The organism is Lentzea sp. (assembly GCF_035525475.1).
Taxonomy (GTDB): domain Bacteria; phylum Actinomycetota; class Actinomycetes; order Mycobacteriales; family Pseudonocardiaceae; genus Lentzea.
In genome coordinates this window covers 12,629-35,814 of the sequence record NZ_DATLEC010000167.1, presented here as the reverse complement: position 1 = coordinate 35,814, position 23,186 = coordinate 12,629, and the positions used below count along the sequence as shown (strand labels likewise).

The 23,186-nt window shown below is 70.1% G+C and carries 28 protein-coding genes; 17 read left to right on the top strand and 11 right to left on the bottom strand.

Features of this window, described 5'->3' with window-relative positions; all coding sequences use genetic code 11:
* The first annotated feature begins 168 nt into the window (after positions 1 to 168).
* From VM306_RS27345 to VM306_RS27320, 6 genes are read left to right on the top strand one after another with little or no spacing between them, the layout of a single operon-like run.
* Positions 169 to 945: a class I SAM-dependent methyltransferase gene (locus VM306_RS27345; RefSeq protein ID WP_325520146.1), complete on the top strand. Its 777-nt coding sequence runs from the start codon at positions 169 to 171 to the stop codon at positions 943 to 945.
* Positions 946 to 971: 26 nt separating this feature from the next.
* Positions 972 to 2,501 (top strand): ABC transporter substrate-binding protein, encoded by a 1,530-nt coding sequence (locus VM306_RS27340; protein WP_325520144.1) that lies wholly within the window; start codon positions 972 to 974, stop codon positions 2,499 to 2,501.
* A complete protein-coding gene (locus VM306_RS27335) occupies positions 2,489 to 3,442 on the top strand; it encodes an ABC transporter permease (RefSeq protein ID WP_325520142.1) in 954 nt (317 codons plus the stop codon). The genes VM306_RS27340 and VM306_RS27335 overlap by 13 nt, the downstream gene beginning before the upstream one ends.
* Positions 3,439 to 4,212, top strand: a complete 774-nt coding sequence (locus tag VM306_RS27330; RefSeq protein WP_325520140.1) for an ABC transporter permease — start codon at positions 3,439 to 3,441, stop codon at positions 4,210 to 4,212. The genes VM306_RS27335 and VM306_RS27330 overlap by 4 nt, the downstream gene beginning before the upstream one ends.
* Positions 4,209 to 5,627, top strand: a complete 1,419-nt coding sequence (locus VM306_RS27325) for an ABC transporter ATP-binding protein (protein ID WP_325520138.1) — start codon at positions 4,209 to 4,211, stop codon at positions 5,625 to 5,627. Before VM306_RS27330 ends, VM306_RS27325 begins: the two co-directional genes overlap by 4 nt.
* Positions 5,624 to 6,217: a GNAT family N-acetyltransferase gene (locus VM306_RS27320; RefSeq protein WP_325520137.1), complete on the top strand. Its 594-nt coding sequence runs from the start codon at positions 5,624 to 5,626 to the stop codon at positions 6,215 to 6,217. The genes VM306_RS27325 and VM306_RS27320 overlap by 4 nt, the downstream gene beginning before the upstream one ends.
* A 25-nt stretch (positions 6,218 to 6,242) precedes the next feature.
* Here the strand turns inward: VM306_RS27320 and VM306_RS27315 are convergent, their stop codons facing one another.
* Complete coding sequence (locus VM306_RS27315; RefSeq protein WP_325520135.1) at positions 6,243 to 7,571, bottom strand: MFS transporter; 1,329 nt, start codon at positions 7,569 to 7,571, stop codon at positions 6,243 to 6,245.
* Between the two features lie 20 nt (positions 7,572 to 7,591).
* Between VM306_RS27315 and VM306_RS27310 the strand changes: the two genes are divergently transcribed.
* On the top strand, positions 7,592 to 7,948 hold the full coding sequence (locus VM306_RS27310) for a metalloregulator ArsR/SmtB family transcription factor (protein ID WP_325520133.1): 357 nt from the start codon (positions 7,592 to 7,594) through the stop codon (positions 7,946 to 7,948).
* 37 nt (positions 7,949 to 7,985) lie between these two features.
* Here VM306_RS27310 and VM306_RS27305 read toward each other — a convergent pair whose 3' ends face one another.
* A complete protein-coding gene (locus VM306_RS27305) occupies positions 7,986 to 8,267 on the bottom strand; it encodes a DUF3040 domain-containing protein (protein WP_325520131.1) in 282 nt (93 codons plus the stop codon).
* A gap of 150 nt (positions 8,268 to 8,417) precedes the next feature.
* Here VM306_RS27305 and VM306_RS27300 point away from each other — a divergent pair, with 150 nt between their 5' ends.
* Positions 8,418 to 8,678 carry a GlsB/YeaQ/YmgE family stress response membrane protein gene (locus tag VM306_RS27300; RefSeq protein ID WP_325520129.1) on the top strand — a complete coding sequence of 87 codons (261 nt, stop codon included), beginning with the start codon at positions 8,418 to 8,420 and terminating at the stop codon, positions 8,676 to 8,678.
* A 163-nt stretch (positions 8,679 to 8,841) separates the two neighbouring features.
* A complete protein-coding gene (locus VM306_RS27295) occupies positions 8,842 to 9,159 on the top strand; it encodes a hypothetical protein (protein WP_325520127.1) in 318 nt (105 codons plus the stop codon).
* Positions 9,160 to 9,200: 41 nt separating this feature from the next.
* Here the strand turns inward: VM306_RS27295 and VM306_RS27290 are convergent, their stop codons facing one another.
* Entirely contained in the window at positions 9,201 to 9,341 is a 141-nt protein-coding gene (locus tag VM306_RS27290) for a hypothetical protein (RefSeq protein WP_325520125.1), read from the bottom strand.
* A gap of 105 nt (positions 9,342 to 9,446) precedes the next feature.
* On the opposite strand from VM306_RS27290, the gene VM306_RS27285 reads away from it, so the two are divergent.
* Positions 9,447 to 10,406, top strand: a complete 960-nt coding sequence (locus tag VM306_RS27285) for a threonine ammonia-lyase (RefSeq protein WP_325520123.1) — start codon at positions 9,447 to 9,449, stop codon at positions 10,404 to 10,406.
* A gap of 20 nt (positions 10,407 to 10,426) precedes the next feature.
* Here the strand turns inward: VM306_RS27285 and VM306_RS27280 are convergent, their stop codons facing one another.
* Both VM306_RS27280 and VM306_RS27275 read right to left on the bottom strand, forming a co-directional pair.
* The gene (locus VM306_RS27280; protein ID WP_325520121.1) at positions 10,427 to 11,050 is read right to left on the bottom strand and encodes a hypothetical protein; all 624 of its coding nucleotides are present in this window, start codon (positions 11,048 to 11,050) and stop codon (positions 10,427 to 10,429) included.
* 105 nt (positions 11,051 to 11,155) lie between these two features.
* Complete coding sequence (locus VM306_RS27275) at positions 11,156 to 11,611, bottom strand: aldo/keto reductase (RefSeq protein ID WP_325520119.1); 456 nt, start codon at positions 11,609 to 11,611, stop codon at positions 11,156 to 11,158.
* Between the two features lie 318 nt (positions 11,612 to 11,929).
* On the opposite strand from VM306_RS27275, the gene VM306_RS27270 reads away from it, so the two are divergent.
* Complete coding sequence (locus VM306_RS27270; protein WP_325520117.1) at positions 11,930 to 12,307, top strand: STAS domain-containing protein; 378 nt, start codon at positions 11,930 to 11,932, stop codon at positions 12,305 to 12,307.
* Between the two features lie 219 nt (positions 12,308 to 12,526).
* Positions 12,527 to 14,137 carry a SpoIIE family protein phosphatase gene (locus tag VM306_RS27265; protein ID WP_325520115.1) on the top strand — a complete coding sequence of 537 codons (1,611 nt, stop codon included), beginning with the start codon at positions 12,527 to 12,529 and terminating at the stop codon, positions 14,135 to 14,137.
* A 123-nt stretch (positions 14,138 to 14,260) separates the two neighbouring features.
* Here VM306_RS27265 and VM306_RS27260 read toward each other — a convergent pair whose 3' ends face one another.
* Positions 14,261 to 14,797, bottom strand: a complete 537-nt coding sequence (locus VM306_RS27260) for a hypothetical protein (protein ID WP_325520113.1) — start codon at positions 14,795 to 14,797, stop codon at positions 14,261 to 14,263.
* A gap of 39 nt (positions 14,798 to 14,836) precedes the next feature.
* Between VM306_RS27260 and VM306_RS27255 the strand changes: the two genes are divergently transcribed.
* The 4 genes from VM306_RS27255 to VM306_RS27240 all read left to right on the top strand — a co-directional run bounded on the left by VM306_RS27255 (position 14,837) and on the right by VM306_RS27240 (position 16,113).
* Complete coding sequence (locus tag VM306_RS27255; RefSeq protein WP_325520111.1) at positions 14,837 to 15,055, top strand: hypothetical protein; 219 nt, start codon at positions 14,837 to 14,839, stop codon at positions 15,053 to 15,055.
* A gap of 2 nt (positions 15,056 to 15,057) precedes the next feature.
* The gene (locus VM306_RS27250; RefSeq protein ID WP_325520109.1) at positions 15,058 to 15,264 is read left to right on the top strand and encodes a hypothetical protein; all 207 of its coding nucleotides are present in this window, start codon (positions 15,058 to 15,060) and stop codon (positions 15,262 to 15,264) included.
* Positions 15,265 to 15,342: 78 nt separating this feature from the next.
* Positions 15,343 to 15,645: a hypothetical protein gene (locus tag VM306_RS27245; RefSeq protein WP_325520107.1), complete on the top strand. Its 303-nt coding sequence runs from the start codon at positions 15,343 to 15,345 to the stop codon at positions 15,643 to 15,645.
* Between the two features lie 18 nt (positions 15,646 to 15,663).
* Positions 15,664 to 16,113: a nuclear transport factor 2 family protein gene (locus tag VM306_RS27240; protein WP_325520105.1), complete on the top strand. Its 450-nt coding sequence runs from the start codon at positions 15,664 to 15,666 to the stop codon at positions 16,111 to 16,113.
* A 72-nt stretch (positions 16,114 to 16,185) separates the two neighbouring features.
* Here VM306_RS27240 and VM306_RS27235 read toward each other — a convergent pair whose 3' ends face one another.
* A complete protein-coding gene (locus tag VM306_RS27235) occupies positions 16,186 to 17,043 on the bottom strand; it encodes a fibronectin type III domain-containing protein (RefSeq protein ID WP_325520103.1) in 858 nt (285 codons plus the stop codon).
* A gap of 146 nt (positions 17,044 to 17,189) precedes the next feature.
* On the opposite strand from VM306_RS27235, the gene VM306_RS27230 reads away from it, so the two are divergent.
* Positions 17,190 to 17,360: a hypothetical protein gene (locus tag VM306_RS27230; RefSeq protein ID WP_325520101.1), complete on the top strand. Its 171-nt coding sequence runs from the start codon at positions 17,190 to 17,192 to the stop codon at positions 17,358 to 17,360.
* A 156-nt stretch (positions 17,361 to 17,516) separates the two neighbouring features.
* Here the strand turns inward: VM306_RS27230 and VM306_RS27225 are convergent, their stop codons facing one another.
* The 4 genes from VM306_RS27225 to VM306_RS27210 all read right to left on the bottom strand — a co-directional run bounded on the left by VM306_RS27225 (position 17,517) and on the right by VM306_RS27210 (position 23,163).
* Positions 17,517 to 18,422, bottom strand: coding sequence for an NAD-dependent epimerase/dehydratase family protein (locus VM306_RS27225; protein ID WP_325520099.1), 906 nt, complete (start codon positions 18,420 to 18,422; stop codon positions 17,517 to 17,519).
* A gap of 252 nt (positions 18,423 to 18,674) precedes the next feature.
* Positions 18,675 to 18,809, bottom strand: coding sequence for a hypothetical protein (locus tag VM306_RS27220; RefSeq protein WP_325520097.1), 135 nt, complete (start codon positions 18,807 to 18,809; stop codon positions 18,675 to 18,677).
* 11 nt (positions 18,810 to 18,820) lie between these two features.
* Positions 18,821 to 21,736, bottom strand: a complete 2,916-nt coding sequence (locus tag VM306_RS27215; RefSeq protein WP_325520095.1) for a discoidin domain-containing protein — start codon at positions 21,734 to 21,736, stop codon at positions 18,821 to 18,823.
* Positions 21,733 to 23,163 (bottom strand): glycoside hydrolase family 43 protein, encoded by a 1,431-nt coding sequence (locus VM306_RS27210; RefSeq protein WP_325520093.1) that lies wholly within the window; start codon positions 23,161 to 23,163, stop codon positions 21,733 to 21,735. The genes VM306_RS27215 and VM306_RS27210 overlap by 4 nt, the downstream gene beginning before the upstream one ends.
* Between the last annotated feature and the right edge of the window lie 23 nt (positions 23,164 to 23,186).

The following is a 23,186-nucleotide window of genomic DNA, read 5'->3' as shown; positions in this document are numbered from 1 at the left end:
GGTCTCCGGCCTCGCCGCGGCGCTGGGCAACACCGTCATCGGCTGGGTGTTCGGCCGGTCGGCCTGGGGCGCCTCGCTGCTGTGCGCGGCGGTCGGGCTCGGGTGCGCGGCGGCCGTGGCGCGGCTGCACCGACGTGGCGCGTTGACCGCGGCGCAGGAGGCGACCCGATGAGCGAGAACCTGCTGACCGACAACCCCGGGCTCTACGAGCACCAGTTCCCCGACCCCGACCACGTCGCCGCCCGGTTCGCGCACGACGTCGTGACGCGCTTCGGCGGCGGTCGCGACCTGCTGGACGTCGGCTGCGGCACCGGCCGGGACGCGGGCCACCTGGCCCGGCTGGGCCACCGGGTGGTCGGGCTGGACAGCTCGGCGCGGATGGTCGAGCACGCCCGCGCGCACCACCCGGCGGCCGGGTTCGTGCTCGGCGACATGCGGTCGTTCGCGCTGGGCCGCCGGTTCGACGTGATCACGTGCCTGGACAGCGCGCTGCTGTACTGCCATGCGAACGCCGACCTGGACGACTTCCTGGGCCGCTGCCGCGACCACCTCCGACCGGGCGGCCTGCTGGTGGCGGAGATGCGCAACGGCGCGTTCTTCCTCGGCAACACCGAGCTCCTCGACGGTGTGCGCACCCGATCGGTCACGTGGCAGGGCACCGAGTACACCTCGCACACCGAACTGTGGATCGACCACGCCGCCCAGCTCCTGCGCCGCCGCCGCGCCTGGGAGTGGGCCGGGCGCACCGAACCGCTCGTGCAGCGATCGGCCTGGCGCCTGCTGTTCCCCCAGGAGCTGCGCCACCTGCTCGACCTCGCGGGGTTCGACGTCCTCGCCCTGTTCGACGCACCCGGTCCGCGCACCGACCCGCCCTGGACCGCCGACGCCCCGCTGAGCGGCGCGCTGTCCGGCGACCGCCTCCACGTCGTGGCCCGCCTCCGCTGAGACGGGTGTCAGTGAAAGGAACCAGAATGTCCCTGAACCGCCGCGGTTTCCTCGGCCTCACCTCCGGCCTGGCGGTCGTCACCCTCGCCGGGTGCGGCAGCGGTGCGAGCCCGGCCTCGTCCGCGCCGCGTACCGGCGGCAGGCTCCGGGCCGCGTTCGCCGGTGGTGGCGCCAAGGAGGTCCTCGACCCGCACCTGGCCAACCTGTTCGTCGAGGCCGCGCGGTCCAAGGCGATGTTCGACAAGCTCGCGGACCTCGGTGGTGACGTGTCACCGCAGCCGCGTCTGGCGGAGAAGTGGGAGCCGAACGCGGACCTGACGCGGTGGCGGATCACCCTGCGCAAGGCGGTCTTCCACGACGGCAGACCGGTGCGGGCCCAGGACGTGCTCGCCAGCTACGCGCGCATCCTCGACCCGAACCGCGCGTTCCGCGCCAAGTCGAGCCTCGCGCTGATCGACCTGCCGAACAGCCGTGCCGTGGACGACCGCACCGTGGAGTTCGCGCTGAAGCGGCCCTTCGGCGAGTTCCCCAACGCCCTCGCCGCCTTCGGCGCGTACATCGTTCCCGAGGGCGCGGAGGACTTCAGCAAGCCGGTCGGGTCGGGAGCGTTCCGCTTCGTGTCGTTCGAGCCGGGCAGGTCCGTGCTGCTCAAGCGCAACCCGGACCACTGGGAGGGCGCGCCGCTGCTGGACGAGCTGGAGTTCGTGATCGCCAACGAGGAGTCCGCGCGCACCAACGCGTTGCTGGGCGGGCAGGTCGACTACGCGCACGACCTGACGCCGACCACCGCGCGCAGCCACGCCTCCGGTGACCGGATGACGATCCACCGCTCCCCCAACAGCGCTGTGCAGGCGTTCGCCATGAAGGTGGACCGGGCGCCGTTCGACAACCGCGACCTGCGGGAGGCGCTGTTCCTGCTCGCCGACCGGCCGCAGCTGGTGGAGTCCGTCCTCGCGGGCAGCGGGCAGGTCGGCAACGACCTGTTCGGCAAGGGCTACCAGCACTACGCCGGTGAGATCCCGCAGCGGGAGCGCGACCTGGACAAGGCGAAGTTCCTGATCCGCAAGGCCGGCGCCGAGGGCATGGTGGTCAAGCTCGACACCTCCACGGCAGCGGCGGGGATGGTCGAGGCCGCCACGGTGTTCGCGGACCAGGCCAAGGGGTCCGGGCTGACCATCGAGGTCGTGCAGGGCAACAAGGACAGCTACTGGGCCGACACGCTCAAGAACGGTTCGCTGTCGAGCTTCCGGTCCGGCGCCATGCCCATCGAGACCCACGTCGCGCAGCGCCTGCTCAGCGGTTCCGGCACCAACGTGACCAAGTGGGCGCGGCCGGAGTTCGACGCGCTGTACGAGAAGGCGGTGTCCACTTCGGACCAGACCGCGCGGACCCAGGCCTACCAGGAGATGCAGCGCGTGCTGCACGCCGAGGGCGGCTACCTGATGTGGGGCTTCGCGGACTGGATCGTGGGCGCGAAGCCGAGCGTCGGCGGCATCTCCACCGCACCCGCCAACACGCTCGACTGGGCCCGGTTCGACAAGGTGTGGCTCGGTTGAGCCTCGCGTCCTACGCGGCCCGGCGGTCCGCGCTCGGGCTGATGCAGGTGCTGGCCGTGGTCACCCTCGTGTTCTTCCTGGTCGAGGCTCTGCCGGGAGACGCGGCGGTGGCACTGGCCGGCGACAACCCGGACCCCGCGCGGATCGCCCAGATCCGTGCGGCCATGGGCTTGGACCGGCCCGCGCCCGAGCGGTTCGCCGAGTGGCTGCTCGGGTTGCCGCGGCTGGACTTCGGTGAGTCGCTGGTGTCGGGACGGCCGGTCGCCCGGTTCCTGTCCGCCGGGATCGGCCCGACCGTCGTGCTGGCGGCGTTGACGCTGGTGCTGCTGGTGCCGATCTCGGTGCTGGTCGGTGTGCTGGCCGCACTGCGTGAAGGCAGCCTGCTCGATCGCGCGCTGACGTCGGTCAGCGTGGCGCTGCACTCGATCCCCGAGTTCGCGCTGGCCGTGGTGCTGGTCGCTGTGTTCGGCGTGCAGCTGGGATGGCTGCCGCCGACCGCGGTCGGCGCGGACGTGCTCGCCGAGCCCGCGGTGCTGGTGCTGCCGCTGGTGGTGCTGCTGGCGCGGCCGATCTGCTCGATCAGCCGCCTGGTGCGGGCGGGCATGGTGGACGCGCTGGCGTCCGGCTACGTCCGTCACGCCCGCCGTCTCGGGATCGGCGAGACGCGAGTCCGGTTCGCCCACGCCCTGCCGAACGCCCTGGCGCCGGCAGTGCAGCAGGTCGCGCGCACCACGGACTGGTTGCTGGGCGGGGTGATCGTCGTCGAGGCGGTGTTCGTGATCCCCGGCCTCGGGACCGTCCTGGTGGACGCCGTGGCCGCGCGGGACCTGCCCGTGGTGCAGGGACTGGCGGTGGTCTTCGCGGTCACCACGGTGGCCGTCAACCTGGTGGCCGACCTGGTGGGATTCCGCCTGGCCCCGCGCGCCGGGGTGGTCGCGTGAAGCGGGCGGGCATCGGCGGGCTGCTGATCGTGGTGCCGCTGACGTTGGCGCTGCTGGGACCGCTGTTCGTGCCGGAGCAGACGACCCGCGGCGCACCGTTCCTGCCGCTGGGTCTGCTGGGCACCGACTTCGTGGGCCGTGACACCTGGCACCAGGTGCTCGCCGGCGGTCAGACGGTCGTGCTGGTGGCATTGCTCGCCACCGCACTGTCCTATGTGGTCGGTGTGCCCTACGGCGTCCTCGCGGCCACCGCCCGGCTGCGGCTGGTCGACGAGGTGCTGATGAGGCCGCTCGACGTGCTGCTGGCGGTGCCGTCGTTGCTGGTGCTGATCCTCGTCGCCGCCATCACCGGGCAAGGGCTCGTGGTGCTCATCGGGATCGTCACGCTCGTCAACTTCCCCGACGTCGCACGCCTGTCCCGTGCGACTGCCCTGGAGATCGCCGGGCGGCCGGCGTTGGAGGCGATGCGCATGCAGGGCGAGTCGTGGTGGCGCACCTCGATCGTCTACACCGGACGGTCGATGCTGCGCACGCTCGCCGCCGATCTGGGCGTGCGGCTCACCGCCGCGCTGTACCTGGTGGCGTCGGCCAGCTTCCTCGGTGTCGGCGTGCCGCCCGACGCCGCGGACTGGGCCGTGATGGTGGACCGCAACCGGGGCGGGTTGTTCCTGCAGCCGTGGGCCGTGGTGGTGCCCGCGCTGCTGATCATCTCCCTGTCCATCGGCGTGAACCTGGTGTTCGACCGCGCCCTGCGGAAGGTCCGGACATGACCCCGGTCGTGCACGTGGAGGACCTGCGCGCCGAAGCGGGCGGGCACGTGCTGCTCGACGGTGTCAGCTTCGCCCTGTCCGCCGGGCGGGTCCTGGCCCTGGTCGGCGCCTCGGGCAGCGGCAAGACCACCACCGGCCTGGCCCTGCTCGGCGAACACTCCCCCGGTGTGTCGGTGAGCGGGCACGTCGAGGTGCGCGGACATGTCGGGTTCGTGCCTCAGCAGCCGGCGTCCGCGCTCAACCCGGTGCGGCGGCTGGGTGCCGTGTTCCGCGAGATCGCCGCACTGCACGACGGTGATCCCGACGAGCTGGTGGACGCGGCGCTGCACCGGGCGCGGGTGCCGGCCGACCTGCTGTGCCGCTATCCGCACCAGCTCTCCGGAGGTCAGCAGCAACGGGTCGTGCTCGCCCAGGCGCTCGTCGGCAATCCGGCGGTGCTGGTCGCCGACGAACCCACCACCGGGCAGGACGCCCTGACGCGCGGCGAAGTCGTCGACGAACTCGCCGCCGTCGTCGCCCAAGGCGTGGCGCTGGTGCTGCTGACCCACGACGTGGAGGTGGTGCGGGCGCTCGCCGACGAGATCGTGGTGCTGCGCGCGGGCCGCGTCGTCGAGGCCGGACCTGCTTCCGCGCTCTTGACGAACCCGCGCGAGGACTACACCCGCGCGCTGCTCGACGCCACGCCGCAGGTGTTCGCCGAGGTCTCCGAACGGACGCCGCGCCTGCGGGTCCGCGGCCTGACCGCCCGGTACCGCAACGCCACCGTCCTGCACGACGTGGACCTGGAGGTCGGGGAACGCCTGGCGGTCGTCGGCCGTTCCGGCAGCGGCAAGACCACTCTCGGGCGGTGTCTGGCGGGCTTGCACCAGCAGGCCACCGGCGAGGTGCTGCTGCACGACCGGCCACTGGCGCGGTCACTGCGCCGAAGGCCGCGCGCCGCGCTGGCCGCCGTGCAGTACGTCTTCCAGGACGCACGCGGATCGTTCGACGAGCACCGCCCGGTGCTGGACCAGGTCGCCAGGACAGCGGTGCGGCTGCGCGGTGCGCGGCCCGCCGAGGCCCGCGCGTCGGCGCTCGCGGCGTTGGCCCGAGTCGGCCTGGACCCCGGCACGGTGCTGCGCCGCCCGCGCGACCTGTCCGGCGGCGAACTCCAGCGGGCGGCCCTCGTGCGCGCCCTGCTCGCCGAACCGGAGGTGCTCGTGTGCGACGAGATCACCTCGGGCCTGGACGCGGCGACCCGCGCCGGGTTGCTCGACCTGCTCGCGAGCGTGCCGTGCGCGCTCGTGCTGATCAGCCACGACCTCGACGTCGTGGCCCGGCTGGCCGACCGGGTAGCCGTGCTCCACGAAGGACGCGTCGTCCTCCACGGTCCGGTCGCGACCACTTTGGACGGCGCGAAGGAGAGGATGAAGTGAACGAGCACCACCAGGCAGCGGGACACTCCTACCCAGCGGAATTCTACGAGGTGCGGTTGGCGACCCACGCCGACCTGCCGGGGGCCCGCAGCGTCATGCTGGACACCTTCTACCGCGAGTTCGGCCACGGCTACCGCCCCCAGTGGCACACCGATGTGATCGACCTGGCGGGGACGTACCTGGGCACGCCCCGGCACGCGCTGTTCGTCGCGGTCGACGGCGACGAGGTCGTGGGCACCACCGCCGTGCGGGCGCAGGGACCGGCCAGCCCGCCCCACCCGGCGTGGATCGCCGAGCGCTACTCCGGCGACCGGACGGCCCAGCTGTTCCGGGTCTACGTCCGGGCGGAGCACCGCCGTCGCGGCCTCGCGCGGGCACTGGTCGACGCCGCGGTCCGGTTCATCGCGGAGACCCCGGGCTACGAGCAGATCTACCTGCACACCGACACCCGAGTGGCCGGCGCGGAAGCGTTCTGGCGCTCGGTCGCGGTGGAGGTCTGCGACGCCCGCGACGGTGACACGGACCGCCACCAGACCGTGCACTTCGAGATCCCCGTCCCGGTCCTCGCCGGCTCGGCCGAGCCGAGGTGACGTGATGCGGTTATGCGGCTGACCATCACGGACGCGGCCAGCGTTCGTGATGGTCGTCGATGCGGAACTCGTGCGCGTGCCGCCACGCGCCACCGGCCGGCACCGCGTCGCGCAGGTGGTCGTGATCGGGCTCGAGGTCGTGGTGCACGTGCTCCACCACCGCGGGGTCGTGCGTCGGCCACGAACGCCATGCCACGAGCGCGGCAACCGCCGTGATGCCACCAAGAACGACGAACGCCGTGGTCATGCCCGCAGCGGTGGCCACCCACCCGGCCAGCGGATAGCACAGCAACCAGCAGGCGTGGGACAGCGCGAAGTCGGCGGCGAACAACGCGGGCCGATCACACGACTCGGCGGACCGGCGCAGAAGCCGCGCGCCCGGCGTCAGCGCGAAGGAACATCCGGCGCCGATCAGCGCCCACAGCACGAGCAACGCAAGCCAGTGCGTGCCGCTGAGCAGCGAGCCCGCGACCAGGCATACGACCAGCGCCACGGACGCGCGCAACACCAGTGCGCGGTCGCTCATGCGGTCGAGCAGCTTGGGCAACACCAGTGCGGCCGCCAGGGATCCGACGCCGTTGAACGCCAGCGCGACGGCGACGTCGGAGGCACCGCGGCCGAGCACGTCACGCACGTAGGCGACCGTGTTCACCAGCACCATCGACCCTGCCGCGGCCGCCGCGAGGTGCACGGCCAGCAATCCGCGCAGCCGCGGCGTTGCCAGGTAGATCCGGACGCCGCGAGTCGTGGCGGCATAAAGGCTTTCGTCGCGCCTGACTGGCTTCGGTCGCGGCACCACCGCCGAGACGACGAGCAGTGCGGAACCGGCGAACCCGATCGCCGTGCCGAGGAACAGGTCGTTGAAGCTCATCAGCACGAGCAACGCCGCGGCCAGCGACGGGCTCAGCAGGCCTTCGAGGTCGTAGGCCATTCGCGAGAGAGTGACCGCCCGCGTGTACTCGCGTTCGTCGGACAGCACGTCCGGGATCGTCGCCTGGAAGATGGGGGTGAACGCCGCCGAAGCCGCCTGCAGCAAGAAGATCAGGACGTAGATCTGCCAGATCTCGTCCACCCACGGCAGCGCCACCGCGACCCCGGCACGGACGAGGTCCAGCGTCACGAGCACAGCGCGCCGCGGCAACGCCCCGAGCAACGCCGCCGCGACCGGCGCCACGCCGACATAGGCGACCATCTTGACCGCCAGCGCGGTGCCGAGCACCGCTCCCGCGTCCGCGCCGGCCAGGTCGTAGGCCAGCAGTCCCAGCGCGACGGTCGCCAGCCCGGTACCGGTGAGGGCGACGACGTGTGCGCCGAACAGGTGGCGATACGTCCGGTTCCGCAGAACAACGAGCATGTCTGGCACTATATGTGCTCATGTACGCACGCGACGACGTTGCAACAACGGAAGACTGGCAACAGCTACCTTCTGGCAGACACGTCGAAGCGGCCGTCGACGGGTTCCGGATGCTCGCCGATCCGACGCGTTTCCGCATGCTGTGGCTGCTGTGCGGGGCCGAGTACGACGTCACGACACTGGCCTCGGAGGTCGGTATCGCGCGTCCGGCGGTGTCGCAGCACCTCGCGAAACTGCGCCTGACCGGACTGGTGACCGTGCGCCGCGACGGCCGCCGGATGTTCTACCGGGCGCGAGGCGGCCACGTCCGGCGGCTGCTGTTCGAGGCGGTCAACGCCGCCGACCACCTCATCACCGGCACACCGGACCACGACTGACCGGGAGCTGACCGCGGTGGACTCCGGGAGTAGCGCGCTACTCCCGGTGTTCGCGCCAGACCCGCAGTGCGAACCAGGCGAACACCCCCAGGACCACGCAGGCGCCGACCGCGATGACCGCCACGGAGGACAACGTCACCCCGGCCATCACGACGACCAGGCCCGCCACGTGGAGCAACAGCATCCCGGCGACGACCATGATCCGGCGCGGCACCCTGGGCGCCGGGCGGGTCAGCTTCGCGGCCAGCTTCGGGTCGTCCTCGGCGAGGTGGCGCTCGATCTCGTCCAGTTCCTGCTGCTCGCGGTCCGGCAGTCTCACGTCCGGTCCTCCCACTGGGGTGCTCAGGGCTTCACCAGGGTCAACGCACAGGATCGGCCAAGGTTCCCGATCACCTCGGCGTGCGGTGGTTGAACGAAGATCCGTTCGGGTAACCAGGACCAGCAAGCCAATCGACCACAGGAGGCTGACGTGATCGGGTTCATCGTCGCCGGCTTGATCATCGGCGCGCTCGCCCGACTGATCAAGCCCGGCAAGCAGAACCTCGGCATCGTGGCGACGCTGTTGCTGGGGCTGGTCGGCTCCGTCATCGGCGGCACCATCGCCAACCTGCTCGGCACCGGAGACATCTTCGAGCTCAACGTGCTGGGCTTCATCATCGCCGTGATCGCCTCCGTGCTCCTCATCGGAGTCGCCGAGGCCGTCGCCGGCCGCCGCACGAGCGTGCGGTAACACGTCTGGACAGCAAGCGGCCCCGGTCACCTGCGCGGTGACCGGGGCCGCTTGCTGTCCAGCGCAGGACCGTGCACGTCGCGGTGTCGGTCGTTCGACCGACTGCGCGCGGGCGCGGCGGCGAATATCTTGCGACCGACGCCCCAACACCCGGAGGAGCACCATGACGACCACCCGGCGCGTTCTCACCGGTCTGGCCGCCGCAGGTCTTGTCGTCTCGGCTCTCGGCGCGGGTTCCGCCAGTGCCGCGACCAACGGCAAGATCTACATCTCCAACAACTGCGGCAAAGCGGTCTCCACCACCATCCACCGCACGAACGGCTCGATGATCGCGGGCACCTCGGCCGCCCCGGCGGGCAGCTACTTCGGCTACCCGGTCAGCCCCGGCACCTACCAGGTCCGCGTGCCCGCCGGAAACCGCAACGTGACGATCCTCGACCTCGGCAGCAAGGCGCACGCGGTCATCGTCAGGGCCTGCTGACGTCCTGAGGACCGCGGGCCGTCAGAACGGCGTGCAGCCGCTCACTTCCCAGTCCTGGCGATGAACGCGCCCAGCAACACCGCCACGCCGAGGGCGATACCGGCCAGCCCGATGACGAGTTCGCGGCGCAGAGCGATGTCGAGCTTCCCGATGCGGTCGAATCGTTGCTCGTTCTGAGGCATGCCACGAATCTGGCACGCGTTCCAGCGCACGCGCAGCGCCTCGGCGGACATCAAGCCGCAGGTGCGCCTGCGGCTTGATGCCGCCGGTCCGGATACGATCCCGGTGTGGCCAGGACGCGGCTTGATCTCGACCGGATCCGCGCCGCTCGCCGCACGATCGATCCCGTGTACCTGAACACCCCGATGTACCGGTGCGACGCACTGGGCCGCCGGCTCGGCTGCACCGTGAGCATCAAGCTGGAAACGGCGAACCCGGTGCGCAGCTTCAAGGCCCGCGGCACCGAACTCGTCACCAGCCTGCTCGCCGAGCAGGGCCGCACCGCCGTGGTGTGCGCCAGCGCCGGCAATCTCGGCCAGGCACTCGCCTGGTCGGGCAGCCGCCGCGGCCTCGACGTGACGGTCGTGGCATCGACCCGCGCCCCCGTCGCCAAACTCGACCGGATCCGCGCTCTGGGCGCGGAACTGCACCTGGTGGACGGCGACTTCGAGATGGCCCGCGAGCGAGCCGTGCACATCGCGCGCGAACGCGGCATCCGCCTGCTCGAGGACAGCCTGGACATCGAGACGTGCGAGGGCGCCGCGACGATCGGCCTGGAACTGGTGGACGAGGCCCCGTTCGACGCCGTCCTGATCGCACTGGGCGGCGGCGCGCTGGCCACCGGCATAGGACACGTCCTGAAGACCCTGGTACCCGAAGCCGAGGTGATCTGCGTGCAGCCCGCAGGTGCACCGGCGTTGACCCTTTCGTGGCGCGAGCGCCGCCTCATCACCACCGAGTCGGCCGACACCATCGCCGACGGCGTCGCCGGACGGTTCCCCATCCCCGAGGTCCTGGACGACCTCCTCGCGGTGGCGGACGACGCCGTCCTGGTCCGCGAGTCGTCGATCATCGAGGGCATGCGGCTGCTCCTGGAGCACACGGGCCTGATCGTCGAGCCCTCGGCGGCCCTCGGCGTCGCAGCCGTCCTGGAAGACCCCGGCCGTTTCAGCGGCCGTCACGTCGTCACCGTGATCTGCGGCAGCAACGTCGACCTGGACGCCTATCACCGCTGGGTCCATCCCTGACTGCTCGTGCCGGGTTTCGCTCAGGCGAGTGCCCGTACGACTTTGCGCAGCCAGTCGTCGTAAGCGCTACTCGCATGCACACGCTCGGGGACGAGAAACGTGGACTTCCCGGCCGAGCGGATCTGATGGTCGACGACCGGCAGCACGATGATCCGCACGGAGAACGGCGCGGACCTGTGGCCGATCTCGGCCTCCACAGCTCGCACGGCCGCGCCTTCCCGCCCCGGTCCCGCACTGCGCGTCGCCCGGAACGCCTCGACTCCGGCCCGCTTGCGGGTGGAGTGCCACGCGTTGGCCTCGTCCCACCGTGCGGTGACCACGTGCCGCAACGTTGGATGGCCCGCAAGGCCTTCGAAATCCGGTGGGCTGAACCTGCTCGGATCGGCCACGCCCGGCGGCGGCGGGAACGAGGTGAGCGGAGGCTGGGCGAGCACTGCGCGCCACCACCACAGCCAGCCTTCCACCAACTCGTCGGCCGAGGCCGCGGACCGCTCCGGCAACGGATCCACGTCCGGCGGGCCGGTCACCATTCCGCCCGCCGGCACCTCGATCCGTTCCGCGGCCCGGAACCACAGCGCCCACTCCAGCTGGGGGTTCCACTGGTCGACGCTGATCGACCACGACGCCTGTCCGGCAGAACGCATGCCAACCACCTCGGTCCATCGGCAGTCACAACCGGCTCACACTGCCAGTCCGGCGAGCCCGAGGGGCGGACTTGCCATCGCGAAGCGCGGATGGCTCCGAGCCGATCAGCGTTCGGCTGTCTGCCGCGACCCGGTGATGAGCAGCTCCAGTCGGCACCGAGTTCGCGGGCGAACCGGCGCATCGACAGGCCGTCGGCGGCCGTGCTCTCCTCGACACGGGCGACTCGGCGGGTGCCGGGGATGGGGGCGATGCCGGAGCCCTGGGCCAGGGAGCCAGGCCAGGGTGACCTGGGCCGAGGTGGCGCCGATCTCGTCGCCGACCACCCGGACCTCGTCCACGATCCGCAGGTTCCGGACGAAGGCGTTCCCGATGAACCGGGGGTTGGTCTTGGGCCAGTCGTCGTCGGCGATGTCGGCGGGCGAGCGGAGCTGACCCGTGAGGAATCCGTGGCCGAGCGGGGAGTACGGGACGAACCCGATGCCGAGGCCGCGTAACAGCGGGAGGGGTTCGTCCTCGCGGTCTCGCGTCCACAGCGAGTACTCGGTCTGCAGTGCCGTCACCGGGTGAACCGCGTGGGCTCCCCGGACAGCCCGAGTCGAATCTCGAGTGTCCACTTGTGACTGGAGATCGCAGACAGCGAACAGTGGTTCATGCGGGCACACGGCGTGTCCGCGCGCGTGCCGACACGCCGGAGGCGGTGTGCCGTGAAGCCGCACGACGGGACCACCATCGTGTCAGCGCCCGGTTGGGCGAGCGTGAACCGCCGATCGATGCGAACCTGGAACCCGTTGACCACCGCCCTGCTCACTCGCGTGATCTTCCGGCGATGGTCGGCAGCCTGCTCCGGAAGGGCGGTCCAGCATGGCCGGGTGTGCACGATGACGCGCGCGCAACGCGCCGGTATTTCCAACCTCAGCATCGAGACCGTCGATCACGACGGCGTGGTGGTCATGGCGTTCAACGGCGACATCGACATCACCAACGCCGGCCAGGCGCGCACCGCGATCGAGGAGCAGCTCAACCACCACCCGATCGGGATCGTGGTCTACCTGGCGGTGGGTTTCCTCGCCTCGACAGGGCTGTCGTTGCTGGGCGAGGCCAACCGCCGAGCGCACCAGGGCGGAATCGGGTTCGCTGTCGTGGCGGCAGCGCGCTCACCGCGACGCGCGTTGCTGGCCACGGGCATGGACCGGATCTTGCTGTTGCACGAGACCGTTCCGCACGCGGTCGAGGCGCTGCGCAACCCAACGTCCTGAGTCAGTCGGCGGCACAGCTGAGCAACGCGGAAACCGGAGTTCTGCACCTCTGCCGCGCGTAAGTCCTCGCGGACCTCACCTCGTGTCCCTCGGCGGGCGCGATCCGCGTTTGGCCGCACCCTTGATCGGGTATTGAGATGCCTGCAAGTAGTGCTGTGACAAGAGAGCTGGAGTCAAGCCTGTGTGGTGAGACAGGAGGAACGACGAGCAATGTGGTCCGTGGACGGGAAACCCTCGAAGTTCCTCGACGCCGCGCCGATGGGCAGCATCGAACTGGCGCGCGATCTCGCGAGTTCCGGTGAATCACTTCCAGAGATCACGGCAGTGCTCGAACGGGCACCCGTGGGCTTCGCGGTCGTGGACGACCAGATGCGGTTCCTCTATGCCAACCCGGCGTTCATGTCGCTGCACGGCCTGGAATCACGCGAGTATGCCGGTTGGACGATCCACCAGATCGACGCACCTGTCTACCTCACGACGGTAGAGCCCCTCATCGTCGACGTGCTGAACACCGGCGCCGTACATCGCGATGTCGAGACGCACGACGACCTCAGCGGCGCCTCCCGGCACCTCCTGCTCAACCTGTTCCCGTTGTGCGGTCGCGATGACGAGGTGGTCGCCGCCGTGGTGGCGGTTCAGGACGTCACCGAGTCCCACGAGGTCGCCGAGCTCGAAGGAATGCGCCTGCACGCGGAGTGGACCGATCGGCTGGATCGGACGCAGCGCGCGGGCGGCACCGGGTCGTGGGAGATCGACCTGCGCACCGGCCACGTCGCGTGGTCGGTGAACCTGTGCCGCATCGCCGGGGTGGCCCAGTCGCCGAACACCGTCGAGGAAGCCCTCGCGCTGGTGCACCCGGAAGACCTCGGGGTGGCCCGCGCTTCCTACAGCGGTCTCAGACCGGCATCGGACGTCGAGTACCGGTTGTGCACGCCCGATGGACGGATGGTCGTGGTCTCGTCGATCGCCGAACCGGTCGCGGACACCACCGGCGCAGTGGTGGCACTGCGCGGCCTGTGCGTCGACCGCACCGCTGGACGGACCGCCGAGGCGGCCGCGCGAGCGGCCGTGGTGCGGGCCGATGAGATGACGGCGCAGCTGAGGGACGAGCGGCGGGTCGTCCTCCAGTTGCAACGAGCTCTGCTACCCCCCGGCCTTCCCGACGTCGAGGGTGTCGAGCTGTCCGCGGCCTACCGGCCCGCCGACAGCACAGCCGGGGTCGGCGGCGACTTCTACGACGCGTTCCCCTTGCCCGACGACCGGCTCGCGATCGCGGTCGGTGACGTGATCGGGCACGACGTCGAAGCCGCGGTCAGCATGGGCAGCGTCCGCAACGCCCTTCGCGCCTACGCGATGCAGGACCCACGTCCCGACCGCGTGCTGCGCGAACTCAACCGGCTCGTCTGCTCGTGCGCCGACATGACGATGACCAGCGTGTTCTACGGCGTCTACACCCCGTGGGACGGCACCCTCAGCTACGCGAACGCCGGCCATCCCCACCCGTTGCTGGTGCACGACGGCAAAGCCCGCCCCCTGACACACCGGCACGGGATGATCACGGGTGTCGCGACACAAGCCGAGTACCTCGCGTTCGAGGCGCCACTCGAGCCGGATGACGTGCTCTTCATCTACACCGACGGACTGGTGGAACACCACGACGCCGACATCGACACGGGCATCCAGGCCCTGTGCGACGCCGTGACCGCACCACACCTGCCCGAACGCCTCGACCACCTCGTGCCCGCGGTGATCAACGCCGCCGCTCCTGCCCGAGGCCGCGACGACATCTGCGTACTCGCTCTACGACACAGATCCCCGCACATGAACTGATCCGGGGCAACATCCTGCGGGCCACGAGCTCTTGGCGAACGCCGCCGAGAGCACCTCGCCCCAGCCGCGATCCGTCTGGGGCGAGGTGAGGACTTCTTCAGTCCAGCGCTCAGCTGGAAGTGCTCACCGCCCCCGCCGCAGCAGCTTCCACAGCACCAGCACGACCGCCGCCGCGCCGGCCGCGGCCACCGCCGGGTGCCGGCGGGCCTGACTGACACCCTGCTCGACGCGCAGCTTCACGGGGTCGGGCAGCGCCTCGAACGCCTCGATGGCAGTCACACCGACCTGGGTGCCCACGACCCCGGCCTTCTCCCCGACCTGGCCCGCGACGACGGTCGCCTTCCCGCTCACCTGGTCGGCGACCTCACTGGCCTTCTGGCCGGCCTGGGTCGCCTTCTCGCTCAGCTGGGCAGCCACGACGGCCGCCTTCTCGCGGGCCGCGCCGGCCTGCTCCGCCACGCCCGCCTTCCCGGCGGCGGCACCGGCCTCGCCGATCTTCTCTCCCGCTTCGCCCGCAGCGTCCGTCGCCGTCCCCACCGCCGCTGTTGCTGCCTTCCTGGCCTGGGTGGCGGTCTGCTTCACCGTGTCCACTCCCCCGTGCGCCTGGCTCTCGACCCGTCCGGGTGTGTTCGCATCGGAAGGAATGTTCTTCTCGCTCATCGGTAAGCCCTTTCGCTGACGGTCGCGATGTCCTGCTTGATGTTCGGCCTGCCCTTCGTGCGCAACTCGGCCGCTCTTCAACTCGATCTACCTCTACCCACCACGGCCGTGATCTACGCCCTGTGTTCGGAGGAAGCCTCGTCCGCGGCTTCCACCCTGCGCCTGACCGGTGAGCACAGCGGTGATCGTGATGGCGAAGTGCTGCTGCAAGCTGATCATGTGTGGGACGGCGTGCTGAGCGACCGTCGGGACAGCTGAGGGTGCTGGTTCGAGGCGGCCGGATCGTCGACGTGGGGCGCGAGGTCCGTGCCGACGGGGTGCGGACCATTGATCTGGGCGCGCGGACGTTGCTGCCGGGGTTCGTCGACTGCCACGTGCACGTGCTGGACATCGGACTGGCGACCGGCTCTGTCGCCCATCAGACGCCGGCCACGCCGGCCACGCCGGCTTCGACTGCCCCGGGCTGACCAAGATCCATGCGCCGGAACCATGTCACTCATCGCCATACGCGATCGACGGAGCTAACGAGCCAGCAGCGCTTCCGCGTGGAAGCGGTGACGTCGCAGGACTCGTCGATCGATGACAACGACCCCAGGATCTGGCACGCCGACTACACGAAGCCGGTGCACGACAAGGCGTTCGTGATCGACGCGAAGATCGAACCGGGTCAGGTCGTCTGGGTGGGCATCACGCTCGAAGGCGGTGCGCGACTCGGCACCGACTTCTGCGTCCCGTCAGGCCTCAGACGAGACAGAGCCGATGGGCGGGGTGGCCGGCGTCCGGTGATGCCGTCGGCGGTTCGACGGGCGATCGTGATGACGGATTCCCGCCAGCGGGCCGGGTCATGACGATCCACAGTGATCGTCATGACCACGTCGTCGACAACGGCTGCCATGTCCGTGCTCAAAGGCATGTACGCGGCGGAGGCCGAATACCTCGCCGCGGGTGGCCCGGGGAGTGCGTCGTTCGCACCACTCGCGCCCTTCTTCGCCCCGGACGTCGTGCTGCACCAGGCTTCGGCACTGCCGTACGGCGGAGTCTGGCGCGGTCATGGAGGCATGGAGCAGTTCTTCCTCGCCATGAGCCGGACGTGGGACACCTTCGAGATGGTGGACCAGGCCTTCCTGGCGACCACCAGCCCACTCGTCGTCCTGACTGATGTCCGCGCACGCGCCCGGACCACCGGTCGCAGGCTTGACTTCCCGATCTTGCAGACGATCACCGTCGAGGACGGGCGCATCACCGGGGTACGCCCCTTCTACTGGGACACCGCAGCGATCGTGGACGCCTGCTCACCTTGCCGAGAGCTGCCGTGACAGGGCCATGAACGCGCTTTTGTGGCGTTGCTCGATCGCGCTCGCGGGACCTGCGATCAGCGGGTCAGGGTGTCAGGCCGGCGGGATGGTGAAGATCAGGCCTTGGCTCATGGTCGAGCGGATGCCCTGCACGTCCCTGGTGACGACCTTCGCCCGGTGCTGCCTGTCGGGGGTCAGCCCGGTCAGCGTGACCTGCTTCTCGGTGACCAAGCCGGTGTGCCCGCCGTCCAGGTACACCTCGTAGCCCAGGGTCGGGTTCCACCAGGAGGAGGCTTCCCAGGCCAGCGTCACGGACGTCGGGGTCGTCGAGACCACCCGCAACCCGCTCGGGCGCGGCGGCCGCTCGAAGACGGCGGACTGCGACCACACGGTGCCCAGCAGGTCGTTCTGCGCCGGGTCGTGCGAGCAGGACGCGGTGACCGTGCCGAGAGGAGTGCCGTCGGCGCGCTCGGGGCGCAGTGTCAGCGCCAGGTCGTCCACGTGCAGGTCGTAGTAGCCCGGTGTGGTCAGGTACTGCGTCGGGAAGGAGCCCGCGGCCCGCACCGCGGTCCCCTGGGTGGTCGTCAGCCACGTGGGCGCGACGGTGAACGAGGCCTGGGTGGTCCGCGTCCCGTCCGGGCCGGTGATGTGGGCGTCGAGTGTCGCGGTGCTGTCGGTGTCCAGGCGCACCCCGCCGGCCATCGTCAGGACCGGGCGCAGCTCGCGCAGGTCCAGGTCCACGTCGATGTAGGCGGGTTCGTGCCTGGCGACGGTGTTCAGGCCCGCGCCTTCGTCCGGCAGACCGCCGACGACCCACACGGTCATCTGGGCGCTCGGCCCGAGGGAGGTCGTGCAGGTGTAGTCCATCCGCACCGCGGTCGTCTGCGCCGACGCCGAGGTCGCGGCTCCCGTCAGCGCCCCGGCGGCCACCAGGGCAGGTACCAGCGACAAGGCGGTGATGCGGAGTGGGTTCCCTTTTATGCGCAATTTTGTGCCCTCTCCGTGTTCACTCGACCACGGAAAGTGTCCCGCACATCAACGTCGGTACGTGTCGACCATTCAGCCGCAACAAGGTGGTCTCAGAGGAGACGGAGCTGATGAGCCTTGGGAGCACGGAGTGGGAGCAGATCGCGTTCTCCAAGCAGATGCTGCTGTCCGCGCGCGTCGGCGAAGATCAGCTGCGCGAGTCGCTCGACCGCGCTCTCTCCGCGAAGAACTCGCGGCCGGTTCGACGACTTCGCTCGAAGGTGCGGTGCGGGAGTCGTTGAGGCTGAGCCCACCTGACCACGTGCTCATGGCTTCGTCCACTCGCCCAAGTACGGTGCGGAGGTCGTGCGGGTATGAAGACCCGACCGCCGACGTGACCACAGTGGACGGTGACGACGTCCTGATCGAGCCACCTGGCGCGGACGCGGTGCTGCGGTTCACCTCACGACCATGTCCTTCCGGATCCAGTCCGTCATCGAGGTGTGCTCGGGCTTCCACCCGAGGTCCCTCGCCCTGCCGCCTCGGACACGGCTGTTCGATCCCAGAGCGAAGCGCGCCAGGCCTTCTCCCCACACCTCCGCCGCCTTCTCCCACGGCCAGGGCTCGACCGGCCCCAGGCCGAGCCTGTCGGCGAGGGCGGCGCCGATCTCGGCGATCGAAGCCTCACCGTTCTCGACGAAGTAGAACCCGCCGGCGGTGGAGTCGGACAGTGAGATCGAGTACAACGCCGCCACGTCGTCGACGTGAACGTTCGACCAGGTGTTGACGCCCCTGCCGACGACTCGGACGACTCCGCTGCTGCGCGCCTGCTCGACCAACGGGATCATCAGCACCGTGTCGGGCCGAGGCGGGCGCCCATTGCCGTAGATGAGCGAGTTGCAGAGCACGACCGTGCGGACGCCGTCTCGCGCCGCGTCGACCACGGTGGTGTCGAGGGCGAAGCGGGCCTGCCGGATCGGGTGGGAGTCGGCGACCACTTCCCGCGTGTCGTCGTAGACGGTGGACGAGAGTTCTTCTCCCTTGGCGTCGTCACCGATGATGCTGGTTCCGCTGGTGTGCACGAACGTCTTGCCGGAGCCGCGAAGACCGCGCAGCAAAGCCTCCACCGCGCCGCGGTGGTCGCTGTTCGCCGCGTTGACCACGCCGTCAGCGCGCTCCGCCTCGGCCGCGAGGAGGTTGCCGTCGTCCAGATCACCGACCACGGGCGTGATCCCGGCTTTCAGGAGGACGGGTGCGTGGTCCCCGTTGCGCAGCAGGCCGCGGACTTCGTGCCCCTCGGCGACGAGACGCTCACCGACGACACCTCCGATGAAACCGGTCGCGCCGGTGAGGAAGATTCTCATGGTGCCCTTCTCAGATGTGCGTGCCCCGCGGCGCGGGACCAAGTCGGCATGGTCGCCGGTCGGCGATCCGACACACCTGTGAAGCTAGCCAGGAGCATCGCGACGACCCCAGGAAATGCGCCGTTCGACAATCGGGTGCCACCGGTCACAGTCACTCCACTGTGGTCACTCACCATGGCGACGGTGTCAACGGTGTCCTTCACACGACCAGTGGATCACCGACACGGGAAGCAGCAAAACTTCTTTGCCGAATCAGCAAAGCGGACCAGGGCCGCTCGCCCTCGGCACGTCGGCGTAGGCCGAGCCGTTCCAGTGCTGGAGCTTCCACGACGCGGGCACCCGCACTCCCCCGTTGTCGTCGAAGAAGTACACCTGCGCCGACCGCACCGAGGTCCAGGTCAGCTCGGCCCACTGCTCGCCGGTGTTCGGCCGGGTGCCCCACCGCGGGCGGCCGGCGCCAGGTTCGACGGCGGGTTCGGGTCGGGCCCCATGCCGCCCCGGTCGTACACCTTCACCTCGGTCAACGCGGTCTTGAACCCGGACGCGTGGGTGAGCTGCACCCGCAGCCGCTGCGCGGACACCGGCGCGAACCGGACCTGGTTGTAGTTGGCCCGCGGCGTTGCCGGCACCTTCGCCTGCGCCGCCGCGGTCACCCAGGCCGAGCCGTTCCAGTGCTGGACCGCGTAGGACGCGGGCGCGCGGTACCGGTTGCCCGCCCGGTCGTCGCGGAAGTACAGCCGCACCTCGTCGACCGTGCGCTGCTGCCGCAGGTCCAGCTCGTACCAGTCCGAAGCGTTGGGAGAACCCGAGGTGCCCCACAGCGGCTCGTTGATGGGGAACCCGTCGATCGCCGCGCCGGTCGACGTGCCGGACGCCGTGTACGACGCGGTGGCCGCCGCGCCCTGCGCCAGGTTCGGCGCGGTGGAGGTCAGGTCGACACCCGCCTTGGCGAACATGTCCACCATGCGAGCACCCGTGTGCGCCACGTCCTGCGGCGCGCGCAGTCCGCTGACGATCGCGCTGTAGTTCACCGTGCCCGCACCGGACGGGAACGTGACCTCGCCGGTCGCCGGGTCGTAGAGCACCCGCGTGAGCCGGTCCACGGTGAACGCGCGGGTGCCGTTCAGGTACACCGAATACCCCTGCGGCACACCGTTGTAGCGGGTGACGCCGTCGGCCGGGTCGTCCCACACCACGCTCAGGTCCATGTTGCGGTAGCGCAGGTTGTTGACCGCGAAGTGCGACCAGCCGATGCCGATCGGCGACAGCTCGACCCGGCTGTCGGTGCGCGGGCGCAACCCCGCCACGTCCTCGACCACGGTCCAGTTGGAACTGCCCAGGATGTTGTGGTGGATCCACGAGCGGTAGCCGATGGTGCGGGTGCCCGCGTTCCAGTCGGCCCAGAACTCGTTGGCGTCGGGCCACTGGGTGTTGCCGCCGACGTACTGCGCCCAGGTGTTCCAGTAGAGCAGCTTCTTGTAGTCCTCTGCCGTCATCCACTGGTTCGGGTAGTTGCGCAGCACCGACGAGTACAGCCGGAACTGGACGGTCGAGTTGATGGTGGAGAAGTTGTTCGAACCGGGGTGGCCCGCCGCGGCCGCGGCGGCCTTGTCCCGCTGGTTGGCCGTGTAGAACGGGAAAACCGGGTACTCGGCCGGGTCGGCGAACAGCCGCAGCGCCTGCTTGTACTGGTCGGTGTTCGGCATCAGCCCGACCGAGTACGGGTAGTAGTTGTTGATTTCCTTCCACGGCACGTGCGTGTTCGTAGCCACGTGCTTGTGCTCCAGCAGCTGCCGCGACGGGTTCCACAGGGTGGTGACCACACCGTTGCGGATGCGGTCCGCGAGCGCTTGCAGCTCGTTCGCCTTGGCCGTGTTGCCGATCAGCGCGTACGCCTGCTGCGCGGCCATCGCGCCGCTCCACACGTACGCCGTCTCGGCCCGGTCCAGGTTGCCCGCGCGCCAGTCGAACGACACCGCGTCGGCGTCGTTGCCGGTCATCGCGCCCCAGTCGTACTCGATGACGCCGTTGTTGTTGGTGTCGTAGGTCGCCAGCTGGCCCTTGGCGTCACCTTCCGCGTACTTGGCCAGGTTGCCCGCCACGGCCGGCTGGCCGCCGTGGACCTGGTAGCTGCGCCACGCCGCCTCGGAGATGTACTGGGTGTAGGAGTTGGACCAGTTCTCCGGGTCGCCGGGGTTGTCCATGAACCGGCCGCCCTTGGACGACTGGCCGACCGACAACCACGGCCCGTAGGAGTAGATCGGGTCGCGCAGGTACTTCAGGTCGTCGATGTGCATCGGCTGGGTCAGCGCGATCGCGTTGTTGTAGCCCGTGACGCCCTCGATCGACACCGGGAACTGGTAGTCCTGACCGGGGATGTTCACGTCGAGGTGGTTGAAGCGCATCAACCACCAGCGGTAGTACACGTTCTTCTTGATCGCCGGGTCCGGCACGTCGATGTAGGGGATGTTGTCGGCCCACCAACGGTTGTAGTCGCGGACGTGGGTGGCGAACGCGACCGGCGGGGTGTGGCCGCGGTAGGCGTTGTACTCGGTCAGCGACTCGGGGATCTCGTCGGTGACGAAGCCCATCACGACCTTGGTGGCGGTCGACTGGCCCGCGCCCAGCGTCACCGACCGGGTCAGCGCGCCGCTCGCGGCCGCGAACCCGTCACCGGACAGCCTGGGCCGGATGGTGGTGAGGTTGTTCTTCACCTGCCGGGACCCGGTCAGCTCGGAGCCGCTCACCGTCGTCGCGTACGGCGAGGTGACGCGCAACGCCAGCGTGGTGGACGCCGAACCGGTGTTGGTGACGGTCAGGTTGGTGACGGCGACGTTGTTGTGGGTGATGAACTTCGCCACGTCCACCCGCACGCCGGCGCCGGTGTAGACGCCCTTCCAGTGGCTGGGCGCCTGCCACCGGCTCGACACCTGCTCGGTCAACGACCCGGAGCCCACCGTGATCGCGTAGGCGTTCTGGCTGCTGATGTTGTCCCAGTACGCGGCGTTGCCGCCGAAGCCGATCACGGCCGGGTCGTGGGTGTTCATGAACAGGCCCCGGCCACGGGTCATCAACCACGGTCCGGCCGGGTCATTGCCAGGACGCGCGAGCAGGCGGTCCACCCAGAAGTCGGTGCCACCGCTCTCCGCGTCGTAGATGGCGCGCATGGTGCTGCCCGTGCTGTACCCGACCGGCGGCGCGGGGACCGCGGGACCGGTGAACGTCGGGTAGCCGATGGTCTGCGCGGCGGAGGCCTGCTCCACCGGCACGAGCAGCGCGCCGAGCAGGACGACGGCCGCCAGCCGCCGCGTCACGCCTGGAAGGCTTGCCATTCCAGCACTCCCGTCGAGAAGTCGGGCTTCGAGGTGATCGACAACCGCAGCCGCGTGGTGGTCACGGCGGTGAAAGTGGTGGTGTTGAACGTGTTGCCGGCGACGCCGCACGCCGACTGGCCGGGCACGTCGACGTACGCGCTGCCGTTCCAGTACTGCACCTCGCACGACGCGGGCAGGTCGATGCCCTGGTCGTCGTCGAACCAGTACGTGGCCACCCCGTTGACCGGCTTGGCCGTCGGCCACCGGTACTCGACCCACTGCGTGCCGCGCTCGGGCCAGTTGCCGTAGACCGGGTTCGAGCGGTCCGCGGAACTCGCGGGCGTGCCGCCGTTGTTGAGCGCGGCCACCGACTCCCAGGGCGAGGCGTACGAGGTGGACGCGGTCGCCGACGGGGCCAGGTTCGTGCCAGTGCCGGGGTTCGGCGGCGGGCCGGTCGTGGTCTGGGTGACCTTGCGCATCGTGCCGTCGGCGTTGAAGTGCAGCAGGTCGACCGCGACGGAACGGCGGAAGTTGCCACCGCCGGGCGCGTTGGCGTTGTGGTACACGATGTACCACTGGCCGTTGAACTGCACCACGCCCGCGTGGTTGGTGGTCGAGGAGACCCGGTCGAGCACGACGCCGCGGTGCGTCCAGGGCCCCAGCGGGCTGGTGGCGGTGGCGTAGCGCTGGCAGGCGTAGCTGGAGTCGGTCACGCAGCCGTTGGTGTCGTTGGCCGCGTACATCAGGTAGTACAGGCCGTCGCGCTTGAACATCCAGGGCGCTTCCCAGAAGTTCGCCAGGCCCTGCGGCGAGACCACGGGGCCGTCCAGCTCGATCATGTTCGGCTTGAGCTTGGCCGCGCGAGCGCCCCAGTAGCCGCCCCAGTAGAGGTAGGCTTGGCCGTCGTCGTCGGTGAACACCGTCGGGTCGATGTTCAGCCCGGACGAGCCGGGCGTGCTGTCGCTGACCAGCGGCCCGCCCTTGGCGTCGCGGAACGGGCCGAGCGGGCTGTCGCCGACCGCGACGCCGATGTCCATCCAGCCAGCGCCGTTGCCGTTGACCGAGGTGTACCAGTAGTACTTGCCGTCGCGCGGCTCCACCTCGCTCGCCCACGCGTCCGCGCCCGCCCAGGGGAACGTGCCGATGTTCGCCCGCGCGCCGTGGTCGGTCCACGTGGCGGCGTCGGTCGAGGACAGCACCCGCCACTCGCGCATGACGAAGTTGTTGGTACCAACGGGCGCTTCGTCGCGACCCGCGTAGACGTACAGGGTGGTGCCGACCACCAGTGGCGCGGGATCGGCGGTGTAGACGGTCGTGATGATCGGGTTGGCCGCGGACGCGACCGGTGTGACGGCGGCGGAGACGACGAGCGCGAGTGCCGCGCCCGCGCGCAGCACGCTGCGACGGGGTGAAGCGGGCAGGGACATGTGCGTCACCTTCCGAGGTGTGG